Raw genomic sequence first — 24,553 nt, forward strand, 5'->3', positions numbered from 1 at the left:
TAAGAAAAGCTGGTAGATAAGAGATGCTTATCTACCAGCTTTCACTCATTTTATTATTCCCTACGATTCTCACCTATAATTTCAACCGATTTACTGACCTGTTTAATCCGTTCAATAATTCTTCCTGCTTTTACCGTTTCAACTCCTGAACGGGTTGCTGCCAACTGACTTTCCAATTGATTTAGAGTATAATTGGATGTAAGGAATACAGGTAGTCTTTCCATCATTCGATATTGCAATATTGACCCAAGTATTTCATCACGAAACCAGGCAGATTGCATTTCCGCACCAATATCATCCAACATCAATACATCTGCTTTCTTAAAAAGTTCTATTTTGTCGTTAATAGAGTCATCTTTCATGGAAGCTTTCATTTCCCGGACAAACTCCGGCATATAAATTAATGTTGATGAAATATTATACTCTTTTAATTTGTTTGCAAGAGCCCCCAAAAAGTATGTTTTTCCTACACCAAATGGACCGTGAAAATAGATTCCTTTTTGTGGCAAATCAGATTTTGCCTGCTCGATAAAATTAATTAATTCACGAATCGCACTAACTCTTTCTATATCATTGTCAATATCATCAATCGTTGCCTCTAATATCTCCCTTGGCATATATAAACTTTGAATCAGGTTTTGCTGTTCTACCTGTTTTTCATGTGCTATCCGGTTATGGCATTTTTCATAAGAGAGGCGAATTTCATTGTTTTCAACATGTAAAATAGGCGAATATCCTTGAATCATATTCTTACATCCGCCAAACGAGGAACAATGATCACATTGCTTGGATTGTGTCTTGTACTCATATAGTTTAATCAGATTTTTCTCGATTTCCTTTTCGGTTAATTGCGGATATTTGGCTAAAAATTCCTTGATTTCAGGATCACTTAAAACTTTCTGTTTTACTTTAATATAATTTTCTTTGAAATGTTCATTTTCCTGCATCCATTTTCTTAATGTAGATTGTACTGGTTCCATATTATCATCCTTGGATGTGATTATTATTGTTTCTGCTTGAATACTGACGCAGCATAGCAGCAACTTCTTCTTGTTCTTTAGTTAGATCTTCAGCATTTGATTTTGGCTGTTGATTACTCTTTTTATTGTTTCTTTCTTTAAACCAATCCGGAACAACTTCATTTGATGCGGCTTTTCTGTAATTGGATTTGGATTTCTGTGTTGTGCCCTTTTGATATCTTTCTTTTTCCTTTTTGGCAAAGGTCATGGCTTCTTTAGCTGTTTTTAAATTGGCCCTGGACCAATGACTCGCGATTTTCTCCAAATATGCTTTCGACAGCTTCATGTTTGATTGTAGTAACACATAATGAATAAGGACATTCATAACAGGTGAAGGCAGGCCTTGTGTTGTCATAACACCCTGAATGACTCGCATATCCTGTTCTGAAGCATGATTACCACTGGAGAGGTCTTCAAGCAATTGCTTCGGTGAGATTGTTTCTAATTCATGGATAAGCTGTTCCTCTTTTGTCTCGGGTTTCTTTGTTGCTTCCTGTTGGTTAGGTATGGTTTTATTTTTTAATTGAATTGGTGTTTCATTATATTTTGCTTTAAATAAGTCATGACAAGCTGTTTTAAATTCCTCTTGATCCAGTCTATTATTTGGAGTTAATGCCCATAATACACATTTATCTATTTCATGGGAGACAAGGTCATATAATTGCATCATTTGTGAAATCAATTTTTTGTTTTCTACTGTTAAGACTTTACCCACAGGAATCATCCGCTGTTTTAACATTATTTCCATCCAGGAAAAGTCTGTTTTATCCACCGAAATCCACGGGTCTTCTTCACTTAAGGGTACTCCAGTGGCCTCAACGGAAGGCTCGAACGTTTGAAAAACATCATGAAAAGATGCTGTAATGTTTGTTCCAGTCTGTTTGTTCTGTATTGTTACGTAATGATCCTTCAAGTCGTTAAACTTAGCCTCACCGATATGGTGAAAAAGAAGCTGCGTAAGCATGGCATCCCTGAAAAAATCCTTTGGTGCAAATGGGCTTTGTAACTCGTACGTGTACGTATTTGTTGTTTCTGTATTTTTTTTATATGTTTTTAACAGTCCTATAGCTTCAAGCTTCAGTCTTGCCTGGTAGATTTCATCCAACGGTATATTTAAATAATTCATTAATGTATGATGTGTTTGGGCTTCGTACTCCCGTTGCAATTCCATGTCATGCAGGAGTGTCTGATATAATGTGACTGCTTGAATACCAATAAGCGGCTGATACAGATGGGTTAATGATTTCCCATAGTCTACAGGCAAATAAGATTTTAATACAACATAATACCCTTCTATAGGCAAAATTTTTCCAATAAAACTCATCATTCATACTCTCCCTCTTTATAGCACATCAGGATTTATTTTGTTTGTCTGTATTAATTAAATCCTTTAATTCATCGAGAAAGACACTGATATCTTTAAACTGACGATATACAGAGGCGAAACGAACGTATGCTACTTCATCCACTTTGGATAGCCTGTCCATTACTATTTCACCAATTTCCTTGCTGTCCACTTCGGAAACACCAGTATTACGAAGTTCCTTTTCAACAGAAAAGGCAATTTCCTCCATTTTATCAAGGGGTATCGGACGTTTCTCACAGGCTCTGATTAATCCCCGAACCAACTTTTCCCTGCTAAATACTTGTCTGTTCCCATCCTTTTTTACCACAATTAACGGCACTTCTTCAATCCTCTCAAACGTTGTAAATCGAAAACCGCAATTTTCACATTCCCTACGTCTGCGTATAGATTCCCCTTCTTCAATCGGACGTGAATCGAGCACTCTTGTATTTTTATTATTGCAATTGGAACATCTCATTTCGCACGCCTCCGTTTCCGTTATTAACTAGTTCCCCTTGTTGTGATTAATGGCAGATCTTTATTAATCGCCTTATATAAATGTTGAATGACTTTTGTGCTGTAGCCGAAATCAAAAGGAAGAACAGATTCCGTTGTTACTGAAAAGTCAATTGCTGTCTGATATGGCCTGACCATAATCACAGTAGCAACGATAAATGCCTTTCTACCTTTTTTAATAAGCACACTGATTTCACCATGCTCTTTAGAAATGGAATTAACCTCATATACCTCAGAATTGGTAAAGAAATTCTCCAGCATACTCAACCCTTTATCTTTTGTTGTCTTATAATAATGTGTCTGAAGTGATGTATCCTCATGATTTTCGCTAGACTCTGCATGGTTATTAAAATACTTATTGATTGTACTACGAAATGACATTCTCCCACCCCACCGATTAAACTTCACTCGTAATATGTATATTACTTTATTTTAACACGTTTCGTCTAAATCCTCTATCCAAAAAAGCATCTATCACAATCGATAGATGCTTTATTATATTTGGTCCTTTTCATAAGCATCGTTGCTTTAAATCCTCACAGTTGATATAAACTGCGATGTAGTAGGAAATGATGGTTGGTGTATTTACCCGCTACGGAAATACACTACGATTTCCGTGGGCGGCTGCCTGAGCCTCCTCAAGCTCCGCTCTGCGGGGTCTCACCAGCCTTTAGCTCCCACAGGAGTCTCCGTATATTTCCTCCGCTAGCATTGGCTTACTATATAATTATTTGTGTAATAAAACAAAACAGTTTCGTTGCTATCACTAGTCCGGGTGAGTGGAGGGCAGTCGACTCCTGCGGAAACAAATGTCTTCGGTGGGACGAGCATTTACGCGCAGTCCCAGCACGTATCTGAAGACCCCGCAGCGGTGGTCTTCCGCGAGGCAGGTTAAGTTCGCGACGTCCTGTCGCAACACCTGCACTAGCACGTCCTGTGCGTCGAAGGCTGAAGCCGTGCCCTAAGGTCCGCGACTGCCCGGAACGATCCCGGACGGCGAGTATTGCACATAATGTCGCAGTTTATATCTTTTGTGTCAAAAACAACATTTTTTAGAGAACACCCTTATATTATTTATGAAATTTGCACCTGTTCCTGGTGCAGGTAGCTGCCAACATAATTTGCTAAGTCAAGGACACGCTTAGAATAGCCCCATTCATTATCATACCATGCCAGTACTTTAACTTTATTATCGTTCATAACGATGGTGGATAAACCATCAATAATTGCTGAATAATTGGTTGTTGTATAATCAACGGATACGAGTGGGTCCCCGCTGTATTCCACGATTCCTTTCAAATTATTTTCAGATGCTTTTTTAAATGCATGATTAATCGCTTCAACCGTGACAGATTCTTCGACATCCACCACTAAATCTACCAGGGATACATTAGGTGTAGGTACCCTTAACGCCATGCCATGTAATTTTCCATCTAAATGAGGCATTACTTCTCCAATTGCCTTTGCCGCACCAGTTGAGGTTGGGATAATGGATTGGGTGCATCCGCGCGCACGACGCAAGTCCTTATGTGGATTATCTAAATTCTTTTGATCATTTGTAATCGCATGAACGGTTGTCATCATGCCACTGGTGACTGTAAAGTTATCATCCAACACCTTCATTACTGGTGCTAAACAATTCGTTGTGCATGAGGCATTTGATATAACATCATCTTTCTGTGGATGATATTTATCTTCATTAACACCCATTACAATTGTATTATCTACTTGCTTTCCTGGAGCTGTAATAATAACTTTCTTTGCACCAGCTTGCATATGCAGACCCGCATCTTCTCTTGTTTTAAATTTACCTGTTGCCTCGATGACTACATCAATATCCAACTGCTTCCATGGAAGTTTATCTGGTTCACGCGAGCTTACAATCCAAACTTCTTTATGATTAACATTCAGCGTATCATCAAACGCTTTCACTTCTTCGTTAAAAATTCCATGAACACTATCGTATTTAATTAAATGTGCAAGCGTTTCTGGAGGATAGCTTGCATTAATTGCAACGACCTCTAAGTTTTCATCCATAATCGCTTGGCGAAAGACCATTCGCCCAATCCGGCCAAATCCATTTATAGCAATTCGGGTTTTATCCATCGGTAATCCTCCTAATATGTTATACTAATTTTTAATTTTATATAATTAGTATAACATATTAGGATTAAAATGTGTCACCCAATTCATTTATTTTGTTCTTAACTTAAAGGGGCTCTCTTTTCCATTCTTTTATCAACCGCTCCAACTGTTGATATGACTCGTATTTGCTTCCATTATTATTAATAATAGCATCTGCTTTTTCCGCTTTTTCTTTAACGGGAATTTGAGAATGGATACGCTGGTATGCTTCTTCTTCTGTATAACCATCCCGATTCACTAAACGCCTGAACTGTACTTCTTCGTCCACATAGACGACTACCGTTTTATCAACAAAATGGGTTAACTTACTCTCAAATAATAAAGGGATATCAAGAACAACCAAAGCCTCTCCAGCCTTTACGTAGGCATCTCTTTGCTCCAGCATTTTTTCTCTAACTGCCGGATGTACAATACTATTCAGTTGCTTACGTTTTTCTTCATCAGCAAATATGATGGAACCTAACTTTTCCCGGTCCAGTGTTCTATCCTCCCGTAAAATGTCCTCACCAAATACATGAACGATTTTTTCATAGGCTTTTTCATCGGGTCTTACCACTTCTCTTGAAATTTTATCTGCATCAATTACTGGTATATTGAAGTCATCGAACATTAGGGAAACAGTGCTTTTTCCACTTGCGATACTGCCAGTTAATCCGATAATCAGCGCCATTTTCTACACCTCTTCACTTTTTTGACAGGTATTACATACATGTGTACCCCGACCGCCAACTTTCATTTTGACGATAGGGCTTCCGCATTTTTGACAGGGTTTATTTTCTTGTCCATAAACAAATAACTCAGACTGGAACATACCCATATCACCTTGGACATTCACATACGAACGAATAGTAGTACCGCCCTGTTTGACGGCGTCAGCCAAGGTCGATATTGTTTGTTCTTGGATTGCTTTTATCTCGTTTTTCTTTAGTTTACTGGATTGTTTTAGTGGGTGAACATTTGCTTTATATAATGTTTCATCAACATAAATATTTCCAAGCCCGCTTACAATAGCTTGATCCAGCAAAACAGCTTTAATCACACGGTCTGTTCTTTTTAACTTATTATAAAAATAATCAAAGGTAAAAACTTCATCAAAGGGGTCAGGCCCCAGCTTGTTCAGCGGTTTATTATAGCGTTCTTCCCCTTTTTTATAAAGATGCATGGTACCAAACTTACGCACATCATTGTAGCGAAGCTCTTCTCCATCTGTAAATGTAAAAATAACATGAGTATGCTTCTTTATAGGTTCAGCCGCTTTATGAACACTATACTTTCCTTCCATACGCAAATGGGAAACAAGCACATAATCGTCTAATTGAAATAGCAGAAATTTTCCTTTTCGTGTTAAATTCTGAATCGTTTGTCCTTCCATGAGCGTCCTGAAATGATCCACATCATCGGGTTCCTTGACAATATTCGGCCAATAAACGGCTACGTCCTGAATTGTTTTATTTATGATAAGTTGCTTTAATGTTTCTTTTATTGTTTCTACTTCTGGTAATTCCGGCATGTAAATGATTCTCCTTATTTTGCATCAAACCAGCTGCTTCCATAAGCATAATCTACTTTCAATGGTACATTTAAGTCTACCGTATGCTCCATCGTTGCTGGCACTATTTTTTTTAGTTGATCCACTTCTTCTTTTGGTGCTTCAATAATTAATTCATCATGTACTTGCAGCAGCATACGAGACTCAAGGCTAGCTTCTTTTAACTTAGCATCAAGATCGATCATTGCTTTTTTAATAATATCTGCAGCACTGCCTTGAATAGGTGTATTCATCGCTGTACGTTCAGCAAAACTGCGCAAATTGAAGTTTCGACTCGTGATCTCAGGTAGGTATCTTCTGCGTTTCATTAATGTCGTCACATAACCATGGTGTTTTGCTTCTTGGACAATTTCTTCCATATAGGTTTTCACACCTGGATAACTTGCAAAATAACGTTCAATAAATGCTTTCGCTTCTTTTCTAGTAATCCCGAGGCTTTGCGAAAGGCCGTAATCACTTATCCCGTACACAATGCCAAAATTAACCGCTTTTGCCTGACGTCGCATATTCGCAGTTATTTCTTCTTTATTTACATGAAAAACATCCATTGCAGTTTGTGTATGAATATCCACATCATTGTTAAAAGCAGCAACCAGCTTTTCGTCATTTGCAATATGTGCTAGCACACGTAATTCAATTTGTGAATAATCTGCAGCAAACATGATCCAGTCCTTCTTCGCTGGTATAAATGCTTGTCTGATTTTTCTTCCTTCCTCTAAACGGATAGGAATATTTTGCAGGTTTGGTTCCATGGAGCTTAATCTTCCTGTTTGCGTTAATGCCTGATTAAAGCGTGTATGGATTTTATGTGTATCCTTATCTACAACTTTCAATAGACCTTCGATATAGGTTGATTGAAGCTTGCCTAACTGTCTGTATAAAAGCAGTTTCGGTATAATTTCATGTTCCTGTTTCAATTGCTCCAAAACATCTGCTGCTGTTGAATACCCTGTCTTTGTTTTCTTAATAACCGGCAGTTTAAGCTTTTCAAAGAGAATAGGTCCAAGTTGCTTCGGGGAATTCAAATTAAACGCTTCACCGGCAAGTTCATATACTTCTTTTTCCAAATCATTTAACCGCTGTTTAAGATCAATACCTATTTCTTTTAGGTGTTGAATATCCGCCTGTACACCTACATGCTCCATTTCCCCTAAGATAAGCGTAAGCGGCATCTCCAGCTCTATAAATAATTCATATTGTTCATTCGCTTTAAGACGGGCTTCCATGTCTTCTTTCAAGGAATATAATGTACTCGCCTTCCGCACAACATGTTCAGCTAAAATAGACTCCTCAGGCACTTTTAATTTTGCGCCTTTGCCATAGACCTCTTCATCAAATAAGACATTTGTTTCCCCCATTCTATTACCAATTGCGGGAATATCATGATTGTTTTCAGATGGATTAATTAAATAAGAGGCGAGGAGCATATCAAATGTAATTCCTTGAAGATGGATGCCTTGATTTAATAATGCGACTAATGATTTCTTGGCATCGAAAACACTTTTTGATTGACTCCCGTCCTCGGCCCATTGTTTAAACACATCTGATTCCAGCGCTACATCAGTCGGTACATAGTACGCGTTTGTTTCATTTACAATCCCAATCCCTTCGACCTTCGCCGTATGATAGTTTTCACCGATCATTTCCACGACTAAAGCCGCGTCTCCTATGAACATATCAGATGTGACTTCATTGACAATAGAAAAATCAATATCTGTTAATTCATTTCCATTATCCTCCGTGCTAGTTGATTCTCCATCAACTTTATTTAACAGTGATTGAAATCCCAGATCTTTAAATATGCTACTAACTTTTGTCTCTTGATATCCTTCAAAAATCAAGTCATCAAGCTTTACGGTTATAGGGGAATCACGTTTGATTGTAACGAGATCTTTACTCATAAATGCGTTCTCTTTGTACGTTTCTAATTTTTCCTTCAGTTTCTTTCCACTGACTTCATCGATATGGTTATAAACTTCATCCAGAGTGTTGTGTTGCTTCAATAATTTTGTAGCGGTTTTCTGTCCTATCCCAGGAACTCCGGGTATGTTATCCGAACTGTCTCCCATTAATGCTTTTAAATCAATAATCTGACTAGGTGATATCTCCATTTTTTCCTTCATAAAAGCGGGGGTGTATTTTTCCACTTCACTGATTCCCTTTTTCGTTAAATGAACCGTTACATTATCAGAAGCCAGCTGCAGTAAATCTTTATCACCTGATATAACCGTTACATCCCAACCCTCGTCTATTTCTTGCGTCGAAAGTGTACCAATAATATCATCCGCTTCATAATTCTCTAATTGATAATGGGCTATTTGAAATGCATCAAGTAATTCCCTCAAGAGTGGGAACTGCTCCGATAATTCCGGCGGTGTTTTCTGACGACCACCTTTGTATTCTTTGTAGGTTTCATGGCGAAATGTTGTTTTTCCAGCATCAAAAGCGACAAGCATATGTGTTGGTTTTTCTTCTTCCAAGATTCTAAGAAGCATCGTTGTAAATCCGTAAACCCCGTTCGTATATACACCCTTATCATTATTTAATAAAGGTAATGCAAAAAAAGCGCGATAAATAATACTGTTTCCATCAATTAAAACGAGTTTGTTTGACATATGTACGCTTCCTCCTATTTAATTGCTCATTATGTCTATTTTATCATTATTGTATCAGTAAAGGAAAACTAACCTATCCTTTTTTGTACATATAACAAAACACCCTCGAGGTCCAAGGAGGGTGTTATCGTTTATTTATCAGGTTTTTTGGGCAAATACACATGGACGGTAGTTCCTTTATCTAATTCACTGTCAATGGTAATTTCACCATTATGGACCTCAACAATATGTTTGACGATTGCCAGACCTAAACCAGTGCCGCCTGTATTTCTGCTCCGTGCTTTGTCAACTCGATAAAATCGTTCAAATATGCGTGTGAGTAACTTCTGCTCAATACCAATTCCGGTATCCGCAACTTGAATGTGTACATATTCCTCTGTAGCATCTACCTGTAACAATACTTCACCGTTTTCCGGTGTATAGTGAAAGGCATTATCCAAAAGATTAATAAATACTTGCTTGATTCTTCCTCTGTCAGCAATAAAGGAAATCTCCTCGACATTGCTCGAAAGTTTTAACCGTTTTTGTTTTGCTTTAAACTCAAGTGCGGGTACAACTTCTTCTGCTAACGTTTTTGTGTGTACTTCTGTTAAGTCAAGTTGAAAGTCCTCCCGCTCCAATTTGGATAATGTCAATAAATCCTCAATGAGCAGTTGCAGACGATGGCTTTCATTGTAGATAAGCCCCGTAAATTCGCCTCTTGCTTCATCATCATCAAATTCACTGTCCATCAGAGTTTCTGCAAAGCCTTTGATCGAAGTAATAGGCGTTTTTAATTCATGCGACACATTTGCAACAAAGTCTTTGCGCATCAGTTCCAGTTTTTTCATCTCCGTAATATCATATAATACAAGCACGGCACCTTTTAACATATTTCGTTCGTCAAAAACTGGTGCACCAACAATTTCTAAATAATGTTTATGGACACCTCTATAATGCGTGAACGATTCTTTCATGTTTTTCTCATATAAAAATGTATTTTGCACTGCTTCATGAATAATTTGATTATCTACCACTTCATAATAAAGATACCCAACGTAATCCTTCGATGTTTTCCCAAACAAAGAAATAAATTTACGATTTACAAGATGAATATAGCCTTTTTCATCAATAAGTACTAACCCACTTTCCATATTATCAATGACAGAAGACAATTGACTTGAATGCATTTGCTCCTGGATGGAAAGTTCACTTAAATTGCGTGCCAACTGATTAACTTTACTGCTTAACTCACCGATATCTCCGTGTTCAGTATGTTGGAATCTAGCCCGGTAATTACCTTTAACCATTTCATCAACTGTTTTTGTCACCTTTTTTATCGGTTTTATATATCTATCATAAATATGACGCATCACGATCACTAAAATGATATATAACGTCAATAATACTGCAAATAGCAGTATATAATTGTCGGTCAGCAGGCTCAAGACGAATCCTGTAACTGCTAATAAGATGAATATACCTGATACATACGTGATTAATGGTTTTGTAAATAACGCCTTCATGTTAGTGGCTCCTCTAATTTATAGCCAAGCCCTCTTACTGTTTTAATATACGTGGGCTTTTTAGTAGTTGGTTCAATCTTATCTCGCAGGTGACTTATGTGTACATCGACAATTCTTGTGTCTCCAATAAAGTCATAATCCCAAATTCGATTGAGCAGTTGATCTCTCGATATAACCTTCCCCTTATGCTTTGCGAGATAGAATAAAAGTTCAAATTCTTTTCTAGTAAATGTTATAATCTCATCATCCATTTCTGCTTCATACCGTTCAGGAAAAATAACTAAATCACCTACACGTACCGTCTTATATGTAGGCTGTTCCCTGTTTGTTCTTCTTAAAATCGCCTTTACCCGGGCAACAACTTCTTTAGGACTGAACGGTTTGGTTAGATAATCGTCCGCGCCAAGTTCCAAGCCTAATATTTTGTCAAACTCATCATCTCTTGCTGTTAACATTAAAATGGGAGTTTCGATTTTATTACTTCGTAAATGTTTACATACCTCCATCCCATCCATCCCCGGAAGCATTAAATCAAGTATAATAAGGTCATAATCATTTTCTTCAACCTTCTTAACTGCTTCTAATCCATCATAGGCTACATCCGTCTGAAACCCAGCTCTCTCCACATTGTAGTTTACCAATGTAACAATAGACGATTCATCATCAACAATAAGAATTTTTTGCTCCATTATTTTAATCCCCATTTCCTAATAAACCCTTTGCTACTTTCATTCTACATTGAAGGAAGGAAAAAGTGAATAATTGTAAATAAAAATTTACAATTTAAACGTATTGCCCGTAACTAATATGCTTTTTCAGAAAAAGTTATCCAATGAGCTTGCTGTTAACGTATTTGGATTGCTGGGAGGAGATACATATAGTTTTCCATTCACAACTTCCTCGCCATTCGTATCAAAGCCAATGACTGATAAAGCTACTTTATGGTTGTCTTTGTCAATTGCAATAATTTCAATCGTAAGCGTCACCTCTGCATCATGCAGCACAGGGTTTGGAAAAATCATTTCATGCTGGGTGATATGACTCCCCGGGCCAGGCAGATGCATGGAAATTATAGAAGATACCATTCCATATAACATAACAGAAGGTATGATAGGTTGCTTATATCCTGTTTGGGATGCATAATCATGCTGAATGTACAGTGGATTCGCATCATTTGTTAACCCTAAGAATAACAACAAATCTTTATCCTCAATCTTTTTAACCGCTGTATAGGTATCACCTATCTTTAACTCACTCATTACTTTGCCCAGCTTTCGTTTTTTACCGATCAAGGTAATCACCTCCATATATGTAAGCGTTTTCTATTATAACAAAAATTTTCAAATAAAAAAAGCCTCTTACAACATAATGTGTTATAAGAAGCTTTTTTATCATTCATTTATTTTGGCTGTTTTCTAAAAGTTTGTTGTTTACGCAAAAGATATAAACTGCGAAGTAATTACTGCTTAATAAGTATTTGCAATAATCGCCGTCCGGGATCGCTCAGGGCGGATGCTTTCCGCGGGAGTCACCACCCTTCGCTCACCCGGGCTGGTAAAGTGGTCCATTCTTAATATAGTATATCAGCAGAAACCGGAATAACAGCGGAGGAAATACACGGAGACTCCGGCGGGAGGAAAGGCATAGGTGAGACCCCGAAGTGCGATAGCACGAGGGGGCTCACCAGCCGCCCGCGGAAAGCGTAGTGTATTTCCGTAGCGATAGTCTGAGTCGCATTTTTAATCAACTGCTAGGATAAGCAACAAAACTTACGAAAAGAGCCTTTATTTTAGTACATCAAGAACATTTTTAACAGATGCTGCTGATTTATCCAGTTGTTCTTTTTCTTCGTCGGTTAAATCTAATTCAATGATTTCTTCGATTCCTTTTCCGCCCAGTACTGTTGGTACACCAAGGTAAATATCGGAATAACCGTATTCCCCTTCCAGATAAGCAATGGATGGAAGCACACGTCGCTGATCTTTGAGAATTGCTTCTGCCATAACGGTTAGCGATGCAGCAGGAGCATAGTATGCACTGCCATTACCAAGCAGGCCTACAATTTCTCCCCCGCCTTTTCGTGTACGATCAACTATTTCATCCAAACGATCTTTGGAAATCAATTTTTCCAGTGGGATGCCTCCAGCATAGGAATAACGAATTAAAGGAACCATATCGTCTCCATGTCCACCTAACACAAACCCTGTAATGTCTTTAACAGACAGGTTTAGTTCTTGTGCTACAAATGCGCGGAAACGGGAAGTATCCAGTACACCGGATTGCCCGATAACACGCTCTTTCGGAAAACCTGATTCTTTAAACACCGAATATGTCATTGCATCAACCGGGTTTGTCAAGACAACAATATACGTTTCAGGTGAATATTTTACAATTTCGCTTGTAACAGATTTCATGATTTTTGCATTTGTGTTTACAAGATCATCACGAGTCATGCCCGGCTTACGAGCGATACCTGCAGTAATAATGACTAAATCAGAATCCTTTGTATCTGCATAATTGGAAGTCCCTTTAACAATAGCGTCAAATCCTTGAGCAGGACTGGCTTCAAGCATATCAAGAGCCTTTCCTTTTGTTGGATCTTCCATATCTGGAATGTCTACCAGTACAACATCTCCCAGTTCTTTTTGTGCCATCATTAGCGCCGTAGTGGCACCGGTGAAGCCTGATCCGATTACTGAGATTTTATTTCTTTTTATTGCCATTGTACGTCAGTCTCCTATCCAATTAGTCCATGTTTTTAATTAATTCATTACCAAATTCGGATGTTTTAACCTCCGTAGCACCATCCATCAATCTTGCAAAATCATATGTCACAACTTTAGACGCAATTGTTTTATCCATTGCTTTTGTAATTAAATCTGCTGCTTCTCTCCATCCAAGATGCTCCAGCATTAATACTGCTGAAAGTACGACAGATGAAGGATTCACTTTATCCATTCCTGCATATTTTGGTGCAGTTCCATGTGTTGCCTCAAAAATCGCATGGCCTGTATCATAGTTAATATTTGCACCAGGCGCAATTCCGATTCCGCCAACTTGTGCTGCTAAGGCATCAGAGATATAGTCCCCATTCAAGTTCATTGATGCTACAACATCAAATTCTTTCGGGCGTGTTAAAATCTGTTGCAGGAAAATATCGGCGATTGCATCTTTAACAAGAATTTTTCCGGCAGCCACTGCTTCGTCTTGCGCCTTATTAGCTGCATCTTTTCCATCACGCTCAACAATGCGATCATATTCTGCCCATGTAAAGGTTTTGTCGCCATATTCTTCTTCCGCTACTTCATAGCCCCACGCTTTAAACGCACCTTCTGTATATTTCATGATGTTACCTTTATGTACTAAAGTAACACTCTTGCGACCTTCGTTTAATGCATAGTCAATACTGGAACGTACTAAACGTTTTGTTCCTTCTTCAGATACCGGTTTCACTCCGATACCAGACGTTTCAGGAAAACGAATATTTTTTACATCCATTTCATTTTTAAGAAACTCAATCACTTTTTTAACTTCAGCGGAACCTTTCTGCCATTCAATACCAGCATATATGTCCTCTGTGTTTTCACGGAAAATAACCATATCAACTTCTTCCGGGCGTTTAACAGGGGATGGAACACCACTGAAATAGCGAACAGGACGCAGGCATGTGAATAAATCCAACTCCTGGCGCAATGCAACATTCAGGGAACGAATTCCTCCACCAATTGGAGTCGTGAGTGGGCCTTTAATCGCAATTTTGTATTCATTGATGGTGTCCAAGGTTTCCTGTGGCAACCACTCACCCGTTTTGTCATATGCTTTTTGTCCGGCTAACACTTCGGTCCAATCAATTTTTTTCTTGCCATTGTACGCTTTATCTACGGATGCTTCGATAACATTTCTTGCCGCTGCCCAAATATCCGGGCCAGTTCCATCTCCTTCAATAAAAGGAATGATCGGATTGTCCGGTACTTGCATCTTTCCATTTTCAACGATAATCTTTTCTCCTTGTGCCATAAAAAAATACCTCCTAGTAATGTTTGTATCGTTAGTTTAACATATCATAGTTTTTCAGTACGATCGCTTGTCCTTTGCATACAGTTTTTTCACTTACGATCTTCAATCTTTACATATTCCGGTGATTTCGGCCCTACATACTCAGCGCGCGGACGAATGAGGCGGTTGTTATCATATTGTTCCAGAATATGAGCTAACCAGCCGGACATACGGCTAACTGTGAATAACGGTGTGAACAGATCATGATCAATTCCCAGGCTGTGATAAACTGAAGCAGAATAAAAATCCACATTTGCCGGTAGGCCTTTATGCTCTTTAATATAATCTTCAATCTTCACAGACATATTGTACCATTTATCTTCTCCGGAAACTTTTGCCAGCTCTTTCGACATCTCTCTTAAATACTTGGCACGTGGGTCACCATTTTCATATACACGATGTCCCATTCCCATGATTTTTTCTTTGTTTTTAAACTTTTCATCGATGTAAGGGATTGCATTTTCTATTTCACCGATACTAGTGAGCATTTCCATAACACGCTCATTTGCACCGCCATGTAGCGGCCCTTTTAGTGCTCCAATTGCTGCTGTAACGCCGGAATAGATATCTGATAATGTTGCAACACATACTCTGGCAGTAAACGTGGAGGCATTTAGCTCATGATCGGCATGAAGTACTAATGCCTTATTAATAGCTTCCACTTCAATGTCTTTTGGATCTTCACCATTAAGCATGTATAAGAAATTTTCTGCATACCCATAATCCTTTTTCGGGTTCACTGGCTCTTTGCCTTGACGTATTCTTGCAAATGCAGTCACAATTGTTGGAACTTTTGCCTGTATACGGATAGCTTTTTGTTTATTCGCCTTCTCTTCCATTACATCCGCCTGCTCGTCATATAATCCAAGCAGGGAAATGGCAGTACGTACTGCCGCCATTGGATGAACGGTTGATAAATCATAGGAACGCAGGTGATCAATAATTGCCTCAGGTAATTCCATATTTGTGGCAAGTTCTGTTTTAAATGTATCTAATTCCGATTTGTTTGGTAGCTTTTGATTCCATAATAAATAAACTACTTCTTCGAAACTGGAATTCTCAGCTAAATCGTCAATCTTATAGCCAACGTAAGTTAGTTGATCATCAATAATGGAACTGATAGACGATTGAGTTGCTACAACCCCTTCGAGACCTTTGGTTGATGTCATAACAGACCCTCTCCTTTTTCTTAAATTAATGGTTATAACAGATTCGACAATTTTCTATCAAATAGCCATCCCCCTAGGACAATTATAATGTATTTTGAAAGTAATGTGAATTGAAATCGATTAATTTTATCAAGAAAAAATAATTTACTTCCAAATAAACTCTATTATTCCATTTTATGGGAAATAAATCAATCTATGTAACTGCCTTTCTGAATGTCTATTTCCCTCATTTTTATCATATAAAACATAATACAAGCTTTTTAAAAATGGGGTAAAAATATGTCCAAGTCCTTCTTATTTAAAATCCTAAGAGTTCTCTTTCTTATTATCACTGTGTTTATCAGCTACCTGCTAATACAATATACGTTTCCAATCTTATATCCAATTTTAGTGGCAATGGTTATGTCCTATCTCATTAACCCATTTGTAAACCTTTTGGAAAACAAGCTTAAATTTCCCAGACCGGTTGCGGCAATCACAGTTATTAGTACAATGTTTGGCATCGTGATTAGTGCGATATTTCTTATTGTTGCAGAAGTCATTCAGGGAACAGCTTATTTAGCAAATAAAATCCCTGAACAATTTCATGCATTTATCACGTATATGGAGGATTTTTTTAATACGACAATCCTTCCTATTTACGAGAAGTTGTTGTCTTTTTTTCATACACTTGATCCATCCCAGCAACTAAACATTCAAGAACATATACAACAACTCGCTAGTCATATTGCTACAACAGGCGCAACATTCTTGCAGGATTTCTTATTGAAAATACCTGATTTTATAACCATGCTTCCTAATTCACTAACTGTTTTCGTATTTATTGTCTTAGCTACATTTCTGATCACAAATGACTGGTATAGGCTGGAGAAATCCACTAAAAAAATAATACCATCTTCTGTAAAGACATCAACCGGGCATGTGTTAAAACATCTTAAGAAGGCAATGTTTGGATTCGCTAAAGCACAATTAATACTCATTTCCATTACAGCCGGTATTATTTTCATCGGGTTATTATTTTTTCAAGTCGAACATGCTTTAACAATTGCATTGCTAGCTTCTGCTGCTGACCTGCTGCCATATGTTGGAACAGGAATTATATTTATACCATGGATTATTTATTTGTTTATTACAGGTGAATATTCAATGACGATCAGCTTGATCCTTTTATATATGTTCATTATTGTACTACGTCAAATTCTGGAGCCAAAAATCCTGTCCACCAGTATTGGATTACATCCGCTTGCTGCACTCGTAGCATTATTTATAGGTCTTCAGCTGTGGGGATTTATAGGGATAATAGTTGCCCCCATTCTCCTGGTTGTATTAAATGCGTTTCACCAGGCCGGTGTCACGAAGCAACTATGGCTATTTATTAAAGGTTAATGTCACCATCTGCGATAAATGATTGTGCTTTTATCCATCATCCGCTTGATAAACTTTCGTATACTGTTCTTGAACAGTTTCCGGGTGACTGGAATAACGAGCAAGAATCCGACCGTATCTGTTATAAAACCTGGTGTGAATAAAAACACCGCACCAATAAAAATACAAATGCCGTCAATGATATACTCGGTCGGAGCTTCTCCGTTATTCATGGAAAACCGCGCGCGGTTCCATACTTCTATTCCCTGTTGTTTCGCAAGCATAACACCAATAATTCCTGTTAGAACAATGATCACGACCACCCACCATGGACCGATCATGTCGCCAATCCAAATAAAAACTCCAATTTCCAGTGCGGACATAAGTAATAATGTTAGCAGTAGCCACCTCATAGTTATTCACCCTTAAATTATTTACTTACAGTACATGTTGCGTTAGCTCGCTTATAGAACGCGAGTATGACCTTTATAAATATCACCTTTCGAACCATCCAATGTAATTTCCTGACCGTCTTTAATCACATCAAAAACATCTTTCACTCCAACGATTACAGGAATACCAAGACTCAAACCAACTACGGCAGCATGTGATGTTAGACCACCTTCCTCTGTAATAATCCCACTGGCTTTCTCCAATGCTGGCATCATGTCTTTCTCTGTTCCATAAGTAACAAGAATGTCTTCTTCATTCACTTTCCGGGTAGCTTCTTCTGATGTGGTAGCCACTACAGCCTTACCGTAGGCACTGCGCTTGCCAATTCCCTGTCCTTTTGCAACAACATCACCAATTACATGTACCTTCAATAAGTTCGTTGTTCCACTTTCTCCAACAGGTACACCTGCAGTGATAATTACTCTGCTTCCACGATCGAATAAATTCGTACTTAATCCACAATCAATAGCAACATCAAGCATTTCATCCGTTGTATTGGCTTTTTTGCCCGCCACTGCATGTACTCCCCAAACCAAGGACAATTGACGCTCCACGCTGTCAGAAAAGGTAACCGCCACAATAGGCGCTTTTGGTCTGTATTTGGAGATCATTCTTGCCGTATGGCCACTTTCTGTCGGAGTAATAATGGCACTAACGGAAAGATTCCTTGCCGTATGTGTTACAGATTGACTAATCGCATCTGTGATCGTCATATCTACATTTTTAGAACGAGTTTCTAAAATTGCTTTATGATCTAATGCTGATTCTGCTTTTAATGAAATATTACTCATGGTTTGTACAGCTTCAACGGGGTAATTCCCTGCAGCCGTTTCTCCAGATAACATGACAGCATCTGAACCATCAAAAATAGCATTGGCAACATCTGAAGCTTCTGCTCTTGTTGGCCGAGGGTTCTGATGCATCGACTCAAGCATTTGTGTTGCCGTAATAACCGGTTTACCTGCTGTATTACATCGCTTAATTAAATCTTTTTGCACAAGAGGTACATCTTCTGAAGGAATCTCTACACCTAAATCACCACGAGCAACCATCAGGCCATCACTCACCTCTAAAATACGCTCAATATTGTCTACACCTTCCTGATTCTCGATTTTAGGTATAATGTGAATATGATTGGCATTGTGGTCTTCGAGTAAGGCTTGTACTTCCATTATATCTGATGGACGACGGACGAAAGAAGCAGCAATAAAATCAACATCGTGCTCAATACCAAATTTAATATCGCTGGCATCTTTGTCGGTGATCCCAGGTAAATTCACAGATACATTTGGTACATTAACGCCTTTTTTATTTTTTATAATTCCTGAGTTTAATGCAATTGTTTTAAGCTCATTTTTATCTTTGTCAATTCCTGCTACCTCTAATTCAATCAAACCATCATCCAATAAGATTTTTGACCCTTCATACACATCATCAATTAAGCCATCATACGTAATTGAAAATCGTTCTGCAGTGCCTTCAATATTCTCCATCTGCACATAAACAACCGTTCCTTGAAGAATTTCAGCTTGTCCATCTTTAAAATTTGCGGTCCTTATTTCAGGGCCTTTTGTGTCTAATAATATGGCAACTGTTTTTCCTGTCTTCTCAGCTGCTTTTCGTATGTTTTTGATTCGTGCACCATGTTCTTCGTAATCGCCGTGGGAAAAATTCAAACGTGCAACATTCATTCCTGACTCAATTAATTGCTCCAGTTTTTCAATCGATTCAGATGCAGGACCGATTGTACACACAATTTTTGTGTTTCTCATTATAATTTCCTCCTTCAGTTGCATATCTATATAGAGAGTTCTTGTGATAAACGGTACAAATCATTATTAATTTGATGCTCTTCTGCTAAGACTTCCAAAATATCCCGATCAACTAGCTGGTTATTTTGAATACCAACCATTTTTCCGGCCTTACCAGCCAGTAATGATTCTACGGCATTTGCTCCTAACCGACTGGCTAAGACACGATCCGACGCTGTTGGTGATCCACCACGCTGAATATGACCAAGTACCGTTACACGCGTCTCCAGAGAAGTAGCTTCTTGAATCCGATCCCCATAATCAAATCCGCTGCCAACACCCTCAGCAACAATAATAATGCTGTGTTTTTTACCTCGTTCATGGCCGCGCTTCAGACGGTTAACAATATCTGAGAAGTCCTCTTTTTTTTCAGGGATTATGATACTTTCAGCCCCACCGGACAACCCTGCCCAAAGAGCCAGATCCCCTGCATCTCTACCCATAACTTCAATGATATACGTTCGTTCATGGGATGTTGCTGTATCACGGATCTTATCAATTGCTTCAATAATCGTATTTAATGCTGTATCAAATCCAATCGTGAAGTCAGTCCCAGCAATATCGTTATCGATCGTACCGGGAACACCAATACAAGGGTAGCCTTGTTCCGTTAGCTTCTGTGCCCCGCGGAAGCTTCCATCACCACCAATGATGATCAAACCTTCAATACCATATTTATTTAATTGCTCCATCGCCTTTTGTCGTCCTTCTTCTGTCTTAAATTCCTCACTTCTTGCAGATAATAACATCGTACCGCCACGTTGTATCATATCACCGACCGAACCGATTTCCATCTGCTCAATATTACCTTCAATTAATCCTTGAAATCCATTTTTAATCCCAAATACTTCAATATCTTGAAAAATGGCTTTTCTAACAACAGCACGGATAGCTGCATTCATTCCAGGGGCGTCGCCGCCACTAGTTAAAACACCAATTCGTTTCATCGTTCTTTCCACCTTTAAACATAAATTAATTTCATTATATCATCATCCTATTTAAAGATAATGCGAAAAAGCTAAAATAGCAATTAATTATACAGTATATAGAAGTATTTTTATGATTTAGAAAAAAACAATCAGAGGCTGACAAATTGTCAGCCTCCTCCAAAAAAGGGTTATCCTAAAATCTCATAATCACCAATTTGTTTATATTTTTCCCATCTTTTTTCCAGTAATTCTTCCGTTTTATATTTAGTCAAACCCGTTAATGACTGCTCTATAACTTGATCCATATATGCCGCTTGCTGATCTATATCACCATGCGCCCCACCCTTTGGTTCTGGAATAATTGTATCTATTATATCTAATTTTTTCAAATCATAGGACGTTATTTTCATGGTTTCGGCTGCTTTTTGAGCTAAGCCTGCATCTTTCCAAAGCAAGGCAGCAGCTCCTTCTGGGGAGATTACAGAATATGTAGCATTCTCCAGCATATGAATATGATCCCCTACACCTATGGCTAAAGCTCCACCACTGCCCCCTTCGCCTATAACGATGCAAATAATGGGCACAGTAAGTCCTGCCATTTCCATTAAATTACGGGCAATGGCTTCACTTTGTCCACGTTCCTCGGCAGCTTTACCAGGGTAAGCACCCTTTGTGTCAATGAACGAAATGATCGGACGATTGAACTTTTCAGCCTGCTTCATATGCCGTAATGCTTTACGATATCCCTCAGGATGAGGCATACCGAAATTTCGCCGAATGTTCTCTTTTGTGCCCTTTCCTCGCTGGTGACCAATGAGGGTTACAGGGGTACCCTTATAATACGCTATACCTGCTACAATTGCTTCATCATCACCATACAGGCGATCTCCATGGAATTCTAAAAAGTTGGTAAATAATTTCTCTACATAATCCAGTGTCGTTGGACGCTCTTGATGTCTGGCCATTTGAACTCGATCCCAAGGCTTTAGATTACCGTAAATATCATCTTCTAACTCTGCCAGCCGTTTTTCCAATGTGGTAATTTCCTCTGATAAGTCAATATCACCATCCTCGGTAAAACGCTTCAATTCGGCTATCTTTTCTTTTAAATTTACGATAGGTTTCTCAAACTCCAATATTTGCTTCACGAGATTTCCCCGCCCTTCTGATGAAATTCGAGTAATGTCGAAAGGAGGCTTTTCATCTCATGCCGATGGACCACCTGATCCAGTTGACCATGTTTTAATTGAAATTCAGCTGTTTGAAAATCCTCTGGTAATTTTTCACGAATTGTTTGCTCAATAATTCGTCTCCCTGCAAAACCTATCAGTGCACTAGGCTCAGCAAAATTATAATCCCCGAGCGAAGCAAAACTGGCAGATACACCGCCTGTAGTTGGATTAGTCATAACAGAAATCATTAATCCGCCTGCTTCACTGAAACGCTTAATAGCTACAGAAGTCTTTGTCATTTGCATAAGACTTAGGACCCCTTCTTGCATTCTAGCACCACCAGAAGCAGTGAAAATTATAAAAGGTAATGATTCATCTTTCGCATTTTCAATTGCTCGTGCAATTTTCTCGCCCATTACGGAGCCCATACTCCCCATTCTAAAGCTTGCATCCATGACACCAAAAGCTGCGGCCTGACCAGTTATCATTCCCTTGCCAGTTATCACACCTTCATTAAGCCCCGTTTTCTCACGATCACGGGCGATCTTTTCTTCGTATTCCGGAAATTCAAGTGGATTACCAGTAACAAGCTGCTTGTCCCACTCCTGGAAAGTCCCTTCATCACATACATATTGAATTCGCTCCCAAGCCGTTAATTGATGATGAAAGCCGCAGTTTGGACACACATTTAAATTCTTTTTCATTTCCTTACGATAATAAATTTTATGGCATCCCTTGCATTTTTGCATTAAACCTTCAGGAATATCCTGTTTGGCTTGTTCACTTGGCATGGATGCATATTTCCTTCGCTTGCCAAAAAAATCCTTAAGCAAGGTAACTCCTCCTTTTTCAACAAACCATGGCACATTCATTTTAATACTATAACAAAATTCAACTTAAAAAAGGGGTCAAAACCCGTCGACAAACCAATTATTATTCTTCAGCAGATGGAACTGCATTGTTGAATAATATTTCGATGGATTGATATTTTTCCTGTACATATAATTGAATGAGCTCCTTATAAAACGTTTCATCATAGTATTGATTGTTCAACGTATGAGAAAATTCCTCCATTAGCTGCCATACCTTTGCTAACAAAAGATTCCCCGTTTTTTTACATAAATAGTAAAAAAATGCGATATGTCTATCATACGGATCCTTTTCAATATCGTTTATAATCAGATCCAATTCTTTTAGATCCAATTCATTCACATGATCAAAAGCTACTTTTGCTACCTCTTTCTCTAAAAGGCTTTTCGTTCGTATTAAATCATGCTTTATTCTATTTTCCCGCAGGATAAAAGATGATAATAGCTCAACTGTTTGAAAGGGTTGGTACATACTTAAATACGTCCCTTCCCCATGTCTCGTTTCAATCAGCCCCAGTAATTCCATCGCCCGTAATGCTTCTCTGATAGAAGATCTGCCTGCATGCAATGTATCAGACAGCTCCCTTTCAGAAGGGAGCTTATCACCAGGTTTTAAGTCATTACGATCTATAAATTTACGGATTTCATGTAATACTTCTTGATATACTTTCTGTTTTGGTGACATGGACACAGCCATGATTCACTCCTTTAACCCTCATTCTCTTTTAAAGTTAAATTTCTCGTATTTTCAGCAACCGCATCCGGGTCAACTTCGATTCTGGCAACACCTGATTCCATTGCAGCTTTGGCAACACCAGCAGCTACATTTGGGGCAACACGAGCATCAAATGGATTAGGAATCACATAATCTTCATTGAGTTCTTCATCTGTAATAAGATCTGCTATCGCATTTGCTGCTGCAACTTTCATTCGTTCATTAATTCTGGTAGCCCGTACATCTAAAGCGCCACGGAAAATACCTGGAAATGCCAATACATTATTAACCTGGTTTGGAAAATCTGATCTACCCGTTCCAATTACTTTCGCGCCGGATGCTTTAGCATCGTCCGGCATGATTTCAGGATCCGGGTTTGCCATAGCAAAAATAATCGCATCATCGTTCATTTTTTCAACCATGTCTTTAGATAGCGCCCCAGCAACGGATACACCAAGAAATACATCCGCACCTTCAATCATTTCCTCAAGTGAGCCTTCTTTTTTGGCATTATTAGTGAACTTGGCAACATTGTCCTTTACTTCGTTCATTCCATAAGGTCTACCTTCAAAAATAGCACCCTTGGAATCACACATTACCATCTCACGGACGCCAAAACTATATAATAATTTAACGATTGCGATTCCGGCTGCCCCTGCACCATTTGCTACAACCTTAATATCGGAAAAAGATTTACCAACAAGTTTTAATGCATTAATTAATCCAGCAACCGTTACAATCGCTGTTCCATGCTGGTCATCGTGAAAAATAGGGATATTTGTTTCTTTTTTTAATCGTTCTTCAATAATGAAACAATTAGGTGCTGCAATATCTTCTAAATTAATACCACCAAACGTTGGCTCCATTAGCTTCACCGTGCGAACAATTTCCTCAACATCATGTGTATCTAAACAAATGGGAAAGGAATCAACACCAGCAAAATTTTTAAACAATACGGATTTCCCTTCCATAACAGGCAGAGCTGCTTCAGGGCCAATATTTCCCAGTCCTAAAACCGCGGATCCATCACTTACGACGCCAACCATATTTCCCTTCATCGTATAGTCATAAACGGTTTCCTTCCTATCATATATTTCTTTACAAGGTTCCGCAACGCCAGGGGAATAGGCTAAACTTAAATCTTTCTCATTACGTACAGGCACCCTCGATTTCATCGTTAATTTTCCTTTGTTTTCCTTATGCATCTGCAAAGCTTCATCTCTCAAGCTGGCCATATTTTTTAATCGCTCCTTTTTGAAGTAGAAAATAATAGCATGTATAAGTCCGAGGGGTGGTCAGACCACCCTTAACTCCTTCATT

At 38.5% G+C, this 24,553-nt stretch carries 22 protein-coding genes; 1 reads left to right on the plus strand and 21 read right to left on the minus strand.

Going from position 1 to position 24,553, the window contains the following annotated elements; translation table 11 throughout:
- Window positions 1-53: 53 nt before the first annotated feature.
- The 14 genes from dnaI to citZ form a co-directional block, all read right to left on the minus strand.
- Window positions 54-980: a primosomal protein DnaI gene (dnaI, locus tag KFZ58_RS11435; RefSeq protein WP_235791435.1), complete on the minus strand. Its 927-nt coding sequence runs from the start codon at window positions 978-980 to the stop codon at window positions 54-56.
- A gap of 4 nt (window positions 981-984) precedes the next feature.
- On the minus strand, window positions 985-2,346 hold the full coding sequence (locus tag KFZ58_RS11440) for a replication initiation and membrane attachment family protein (RefSeq protein WP_304956796.1): 1,362 nt from the start codon (window positions 2,344-2,346) through the stop codon (window positions 985-987).
- Window positions 2,347-2,371: 25 nt separating this feature from the next.
- Window positions 2,372-2,842: a transcriptional regulator NrdR gene (nrdR, locus tag KFZ58_RS11445; RefSeq protein ID WP_235791436.1), complete on the minus strand. Its 471-nt coding sequence runs from the start codon at window positions 2,840-2,842 to the stop codon at window positions 2,372-2,374.
- 23 nt (window positions 2,843-2,865) lie between these two features.
- Window positions 2,866-3,261: a cytosolic protein gene (locus KFZ58_RS11450; protein ID WP_235791437.1), complete on the minus strand. Its 396-nt coding sequence runs from the start codon at window positions 3,259-3,261 to the stop codon at window positions 2,866-2,868.
- A gap of 693 nt (window positions 3,262-3,954) precedes the next feature.
- Entirely contained in the window at window positions 3,955-4,986 is a 1,032-nt protein-coding gene (locus KFZ58_RS11455; protein ID WP_235791438.1) for a glyceraldehyde-3-phosphate dehydrogenase, read from the minus strand.
- A 103-nt stretch (window positions 4,987-5,089) separates the two neighbouring features.
- Window positions 5,090-5,695 carry a dephospho-CoA kinase gene (coaE, locus tag KFZ58_RS11460; protein ID WP_235791439.1) on the minus strand — a complete coding sequence of 202 codons (606 nt, stop codon included), beginning with the start codon at window positions 5,693-5,695 and terminating at the stop codon, window positions 5,090-5,092.
- Between the two features lie 3 nt (window positions 5,696-5,698).
- Window positions 5,699-6,535 (minus strand): DNA-formamidopyrimidine glycosylase, encoded by an 837-nt coding sequence (mutM, locus tag KFZ58_RS11465; protein ID WP_235791440.1) that lies wholly within the window; start codon window positions 6,533-6,535, stop codon window positions 5,699-5,701.
- A 14-nt stretch (window positions 6,536-6,549) separates the two neighbouring features.
- Window positions 6,550-9,189: a DNA polymerase I gene (gene polA, locus KFZ58_RS11470; protein ID WP_235791441.1), complete on the minus strand. Its 2,640-nt coding sequence runs from the start codon at window positions 9,187-9,189 to the stop codon at window positions 6,550-6,552.
- A gap of 131 nt (window positions 9,190-9,320) precedes the next feature.
- Window positions 9,321-10,694 (minus strand): two-component system histidine kinase PnpS, encoded by a 1,374-nt coding sequence (gene pnpS / locus KFZ58_RS11475; protein ID WP_235791442.1) that lies wholly within the window; start codon window positions 10,692-10,694, stop codon window positions 9,321-9,323.
- Window positions 10,691-11,383: a response regulator transcription factor gene (locus tag KFZ58_RS11480; RefSeq protein WP_235791443.1), complete on the minus strand. Its 693-nt coding sequence runs from the start codon at window positions 11,381-11,383 to the stop codon at window positions 10,691-10,693. The genes pnpS and KFZ58_RS11480 overlap by 4 nt, the downstream gene beginning before the upstream one ends.
- 126 nt (window positions 11,384-11,509) lie before the next feature.
- Window positions 11,510-11,986 carry a MaoC/PaaZ C-terminal domain-containing protein gene (locus KFZ58_RS11485; protein WP_235791444.1) on the minus strand — a complete coding sequence of 159 codons (477 nt, stop codon included), beginning with the start codon at window positions 11,984-11,986 and terminating at the stop codon, window positions 11,510-11,512.
- A 492-nt stretch (window positions 11,987-12,478) separates the two neighbouring features.
- Window positions 12,479-13,417 carry a malate dehydrogenase gene (gene mdh, locus KFZ58_RS11490; protein ID WP_235791445.1) on the minus strand — a complete coding sequence of 313 codons (939 nt, stop codon included), beginning with the start codon at window positions 13,415-13,417 and terminating at the stop codon, window positions 12,479-12,481.
- 22 nt (window positions 13,418-13,439) lie between these two features.
- A complete protein-coding gene (icd, locus tag KFZ58_RS11495) occupies window positions 13,440-14,711 on the minus strand; it encodes an NADP-dependent isocitrate dehydrogenase (protein ID WP_235791446.1) in 1,272 nt (423 codons plus the stop codon).
- Window positions 14,712-14,800: 89 nt separating this feature from the next.
- Window positions 14,801-15,919 carry a citrate synthase gene (gene citZ / locus KFZ58_RS11500; protein ID WP_235791447.1) on the minus strand — a complete coding sequence of 373 codons (1,119 nt, stop codon included), beginning with the start codon at window positions 15,917-15,919 and terminating at the stop codon, window positions 14,801-14,803.
- Between the two features lie 279 nt (window positions 15,920-16,198).
- Here citZ and ytvI point away from each other — a divergent pair, with 279 nt between their 5' ends.
- The gene (gene ytvI / locus KFZ58_RS11505; protein WP_235791448.1) at window positions 16,199-17,305 is read left to right on the plus strand and encodes a sporulation integral membrane protein YtvI; all 1,107 of its coding nucleotides are present in this window, start codon (window positions 16,199-16,201) and stop codon (window positions 17,303-17,305) included.
- 2 nt (window positions 17,306-17,307) lie between these two features.
- Here the strand turns inward: ytvI and KFZ58_RS11510 are convergent, their stop codons facing one another.
- The 7 genes from KFZ58_RS11510 to ystJ form a co-directional block, all read right to left on the minus strand.
- Window positions 17,308-17,697 (minus strand): FxsA family protein, encoded by a 390-nt coding sequence (locus KFZ58_RS11510; protein ID WP_235791449.1) that lies wholly within the window; start codon window positions 17,695-17,697, stop codon window positions 17,308-17,310.
- 51 nt (window positions 17,698-17,748) lie between these two features.
- Window positions 17,749-19,509, minus strand: a complete 1,761-nt coding sequence (gene pyk, locus KFZ58_RS11515; protein WP_235791450.1) for a pyruvate kinase — start codon at window positions 19,507-19,509, stop codon at window positions 17,749-17,751.
- 26 nt (window positions 19,510-19,535) lie between these two features.
- Complete coding sequence (gene pfkA, locus KFZ58_RS11520) at window positions 19,536-20,495, minus strand: 6-phosphofructokinase (RefSeq protein ID WP_235791451.1); 960 nt, start codon at window positions 20,493-20,495, stop codon at window positions 19,536-19,538.
- A gap of 170 nt (window positions 20,496-20,665) precedes the next feature.
- Window positions 20,666-21,625, minus strand: a complete 960-nt coding sequence (accA, locus tag KFZ58_RS11525) for an acetyl-CoA carboxylase carboxyl transferase subunit alpha (RefSeq protein ID WP_235791452.1) — start codon at window positions 21,623-21,625, stop codon at window positions 20,666-20,668.
- A complete protein-coding gene (gene accD, locus KFZ58_RS11530; RefSeq protein ID WP_235791453.1) occupies window positions 21,622-22,482 on the minus strand; it encodes an acetyl-CoA carboxylase, carboxyltransferase subunit beta in 861 nt (286 codons plus the stop codon). Before accD ends, accA begins: the two co-directional genes overlap by 4 nt.
- Before the next feature lie 100 nt (window positions 22,483-22,582).
- Entirely contained in the window at window positions 22,583-23,215 is a 633-nt protein-coding gene (locus KFZ58_RS11535) for a FadR/GntR family transcriptional regulator (RefSeq protein ID WP_370642269.1), read from the minus strand.
- A gap of 11 nt (window positions 23,216-23,226) precedes the next feature.
- Entirely contained in the window at window positions 23,227-24,468 is a 1,242-nt protein-coding gene (gene ystJ, locus KFZ58_RS11540) for an NADP-dependent malic enzyme (protein ID WP_235791454.1), read from the minus strand.
- Window positions 24,469-24,553: the final 85 nt, after the last annotated feature.

It is taken from the genome of Virgibacillus sp. NKC19-16 (assembly GCF_021560035.1).
GTDB lineage: Bacteria > Bacillota > Bacilli > Bacillales > Amphibacillaceae > Virgibacillus_L > Virgibacillus_L salidurans.

What these genes read in the sequence shown, in the direction of transcription:
- nrdR (WP_235791436.1), bottom strand. Translation starts at nt 2,842, where the DNA reads ATGAGATGTTCCAATTGCAATAATAAAAATACAAGAGTGCTCGATTCA.
- KFZ58_RS11440 (WP_304956796.1), bottom strand. Translation starts at nt 2,346, where the DNA reads ATGATGAGTTTTATTGGAAAAATTTTGCCTATAGAAGGGTATTATGTT.
- pfkA (WP_235791451.1), bottom strand. Translation starts at nt 20,495, where the DNA reads ATGAAACGAATTGGTGTTTTAACTAGTGGCGGCGACGCCCCTGGAATG.
- KFZ58_RS11535 (WP_370642269.1), bottom strand. Translation starts at nt 23,215, where the DNA reads ATGGCTGTGTCCATGTCACCAAAACAGAAAGTATATCAAGAAGTATTA.
- ytvI (WP_235791448.1), top strand. Translation starts at nt 16,199, where the DNA reads ATGTCCAAGTCCTTCTTATTTAAAATCCTAAGAGTTCTCTTTCTTATT.
- pyk (WP_235791450.1), bottom strand. Translation starts at nt 19,509, where the DNA reads ATGAGAAACACAAAAATTGTGTGTACAATCGGTCCTGCATCTGAATCG.
- coaE (WP_235791439.1), bottom strand. Translation starts at nt 5,695, where the DNA reads ATGGCGCTGATTATCGGATTAACTGGCAGTATCGCAAGTGGAAAAAGC.
- mutM (WP_235791440.1), bottom strand. Translation starts at nt 6,535, where the DNA reads ATGCCGGAATTACCAGAAGTAGAAACAATAAAAGAAACATTAAAGCAA.
- dnaI (WP_235791435.1), bottom strand. Translation starts at nt 980, where the DNA reads ATGGAACCAGTACAATCTACATTAAGAAAATGGATGCAGGAAAATGAA.
- icd (WP_235791446.1), bottom strand. Translation starts at nt 14,711, where the DNA reads ATGGCACAAGGAGAAAAGATTATCGTTGAAAATGGAAAGATGCAAGTA.
- KFZ58_RS11450 (WP_235791437.1), bottom strand. Translation starts at nt 3,261, where the DNA reads ATGTCATTTCGTAGTACAATCAATAAGTATTTTAATAACCATGCAGAG.
- mdh (WP_235791445.1), bottom strand. Translation starts at nt 13,417, where the DNA reads ATGGCAATAAAAAGAAATAAAATCTCAGTAATCGGATCAGGCTTCACC.
- KFZ58_RS11455 (WP_235791438.1), bottom strand. Translation starts at nt 4,986, where the DNA reads ATGGATAAAACCCGAATTGCTATAAATGGATTTGGCCGGATTGGGCGA.
- ystJ (WP_235791454.1), bottom strand. Translation starts at nt 24,468, where the DNA reads ATGGCCAGCTTGAGAGATGAAGCTTTGCAGATGCATAAGGAAAACAAA.
- pnpS (WP_235791442.1), bottom strand. Translation starts at nt 10,694, where the DNA reads ATGAAGGCGTTATTTACAAAACCATTAATCACGTATGTATCAGGTATA.
- KFZ58_RS11510 (WP_235791449.1), bottom strand. Translation starts at nt 17,697, where the DNA reads ATGAGGTGGCTACTGCTAACATTATTACTTATGTCCGCACTGGAAATT.
- polA (WP_235791441.1), bottom strand. Translation starts at nt 9,189, where the DNA reads ATGTCAAACAAACTCGTTTTAATTGATGGAAACAGTATTATTTATCGC.
- citZ (WP_235791447.1), bottom strand. Translation starts at nt 15,919, where the DNA reads ATGACATCAACCAAAGGTCTCGAAGGGGTTGTAGCAACTCAATCGTCT.
- KFZ58_RS11480 (WP_235791443.1), bottom strand. Translation starts at nt 11,383, where the DNA reads ATGGAGCAAAAAATTCTTATTGTTGATGATGAATCGTCTATTGTTACA.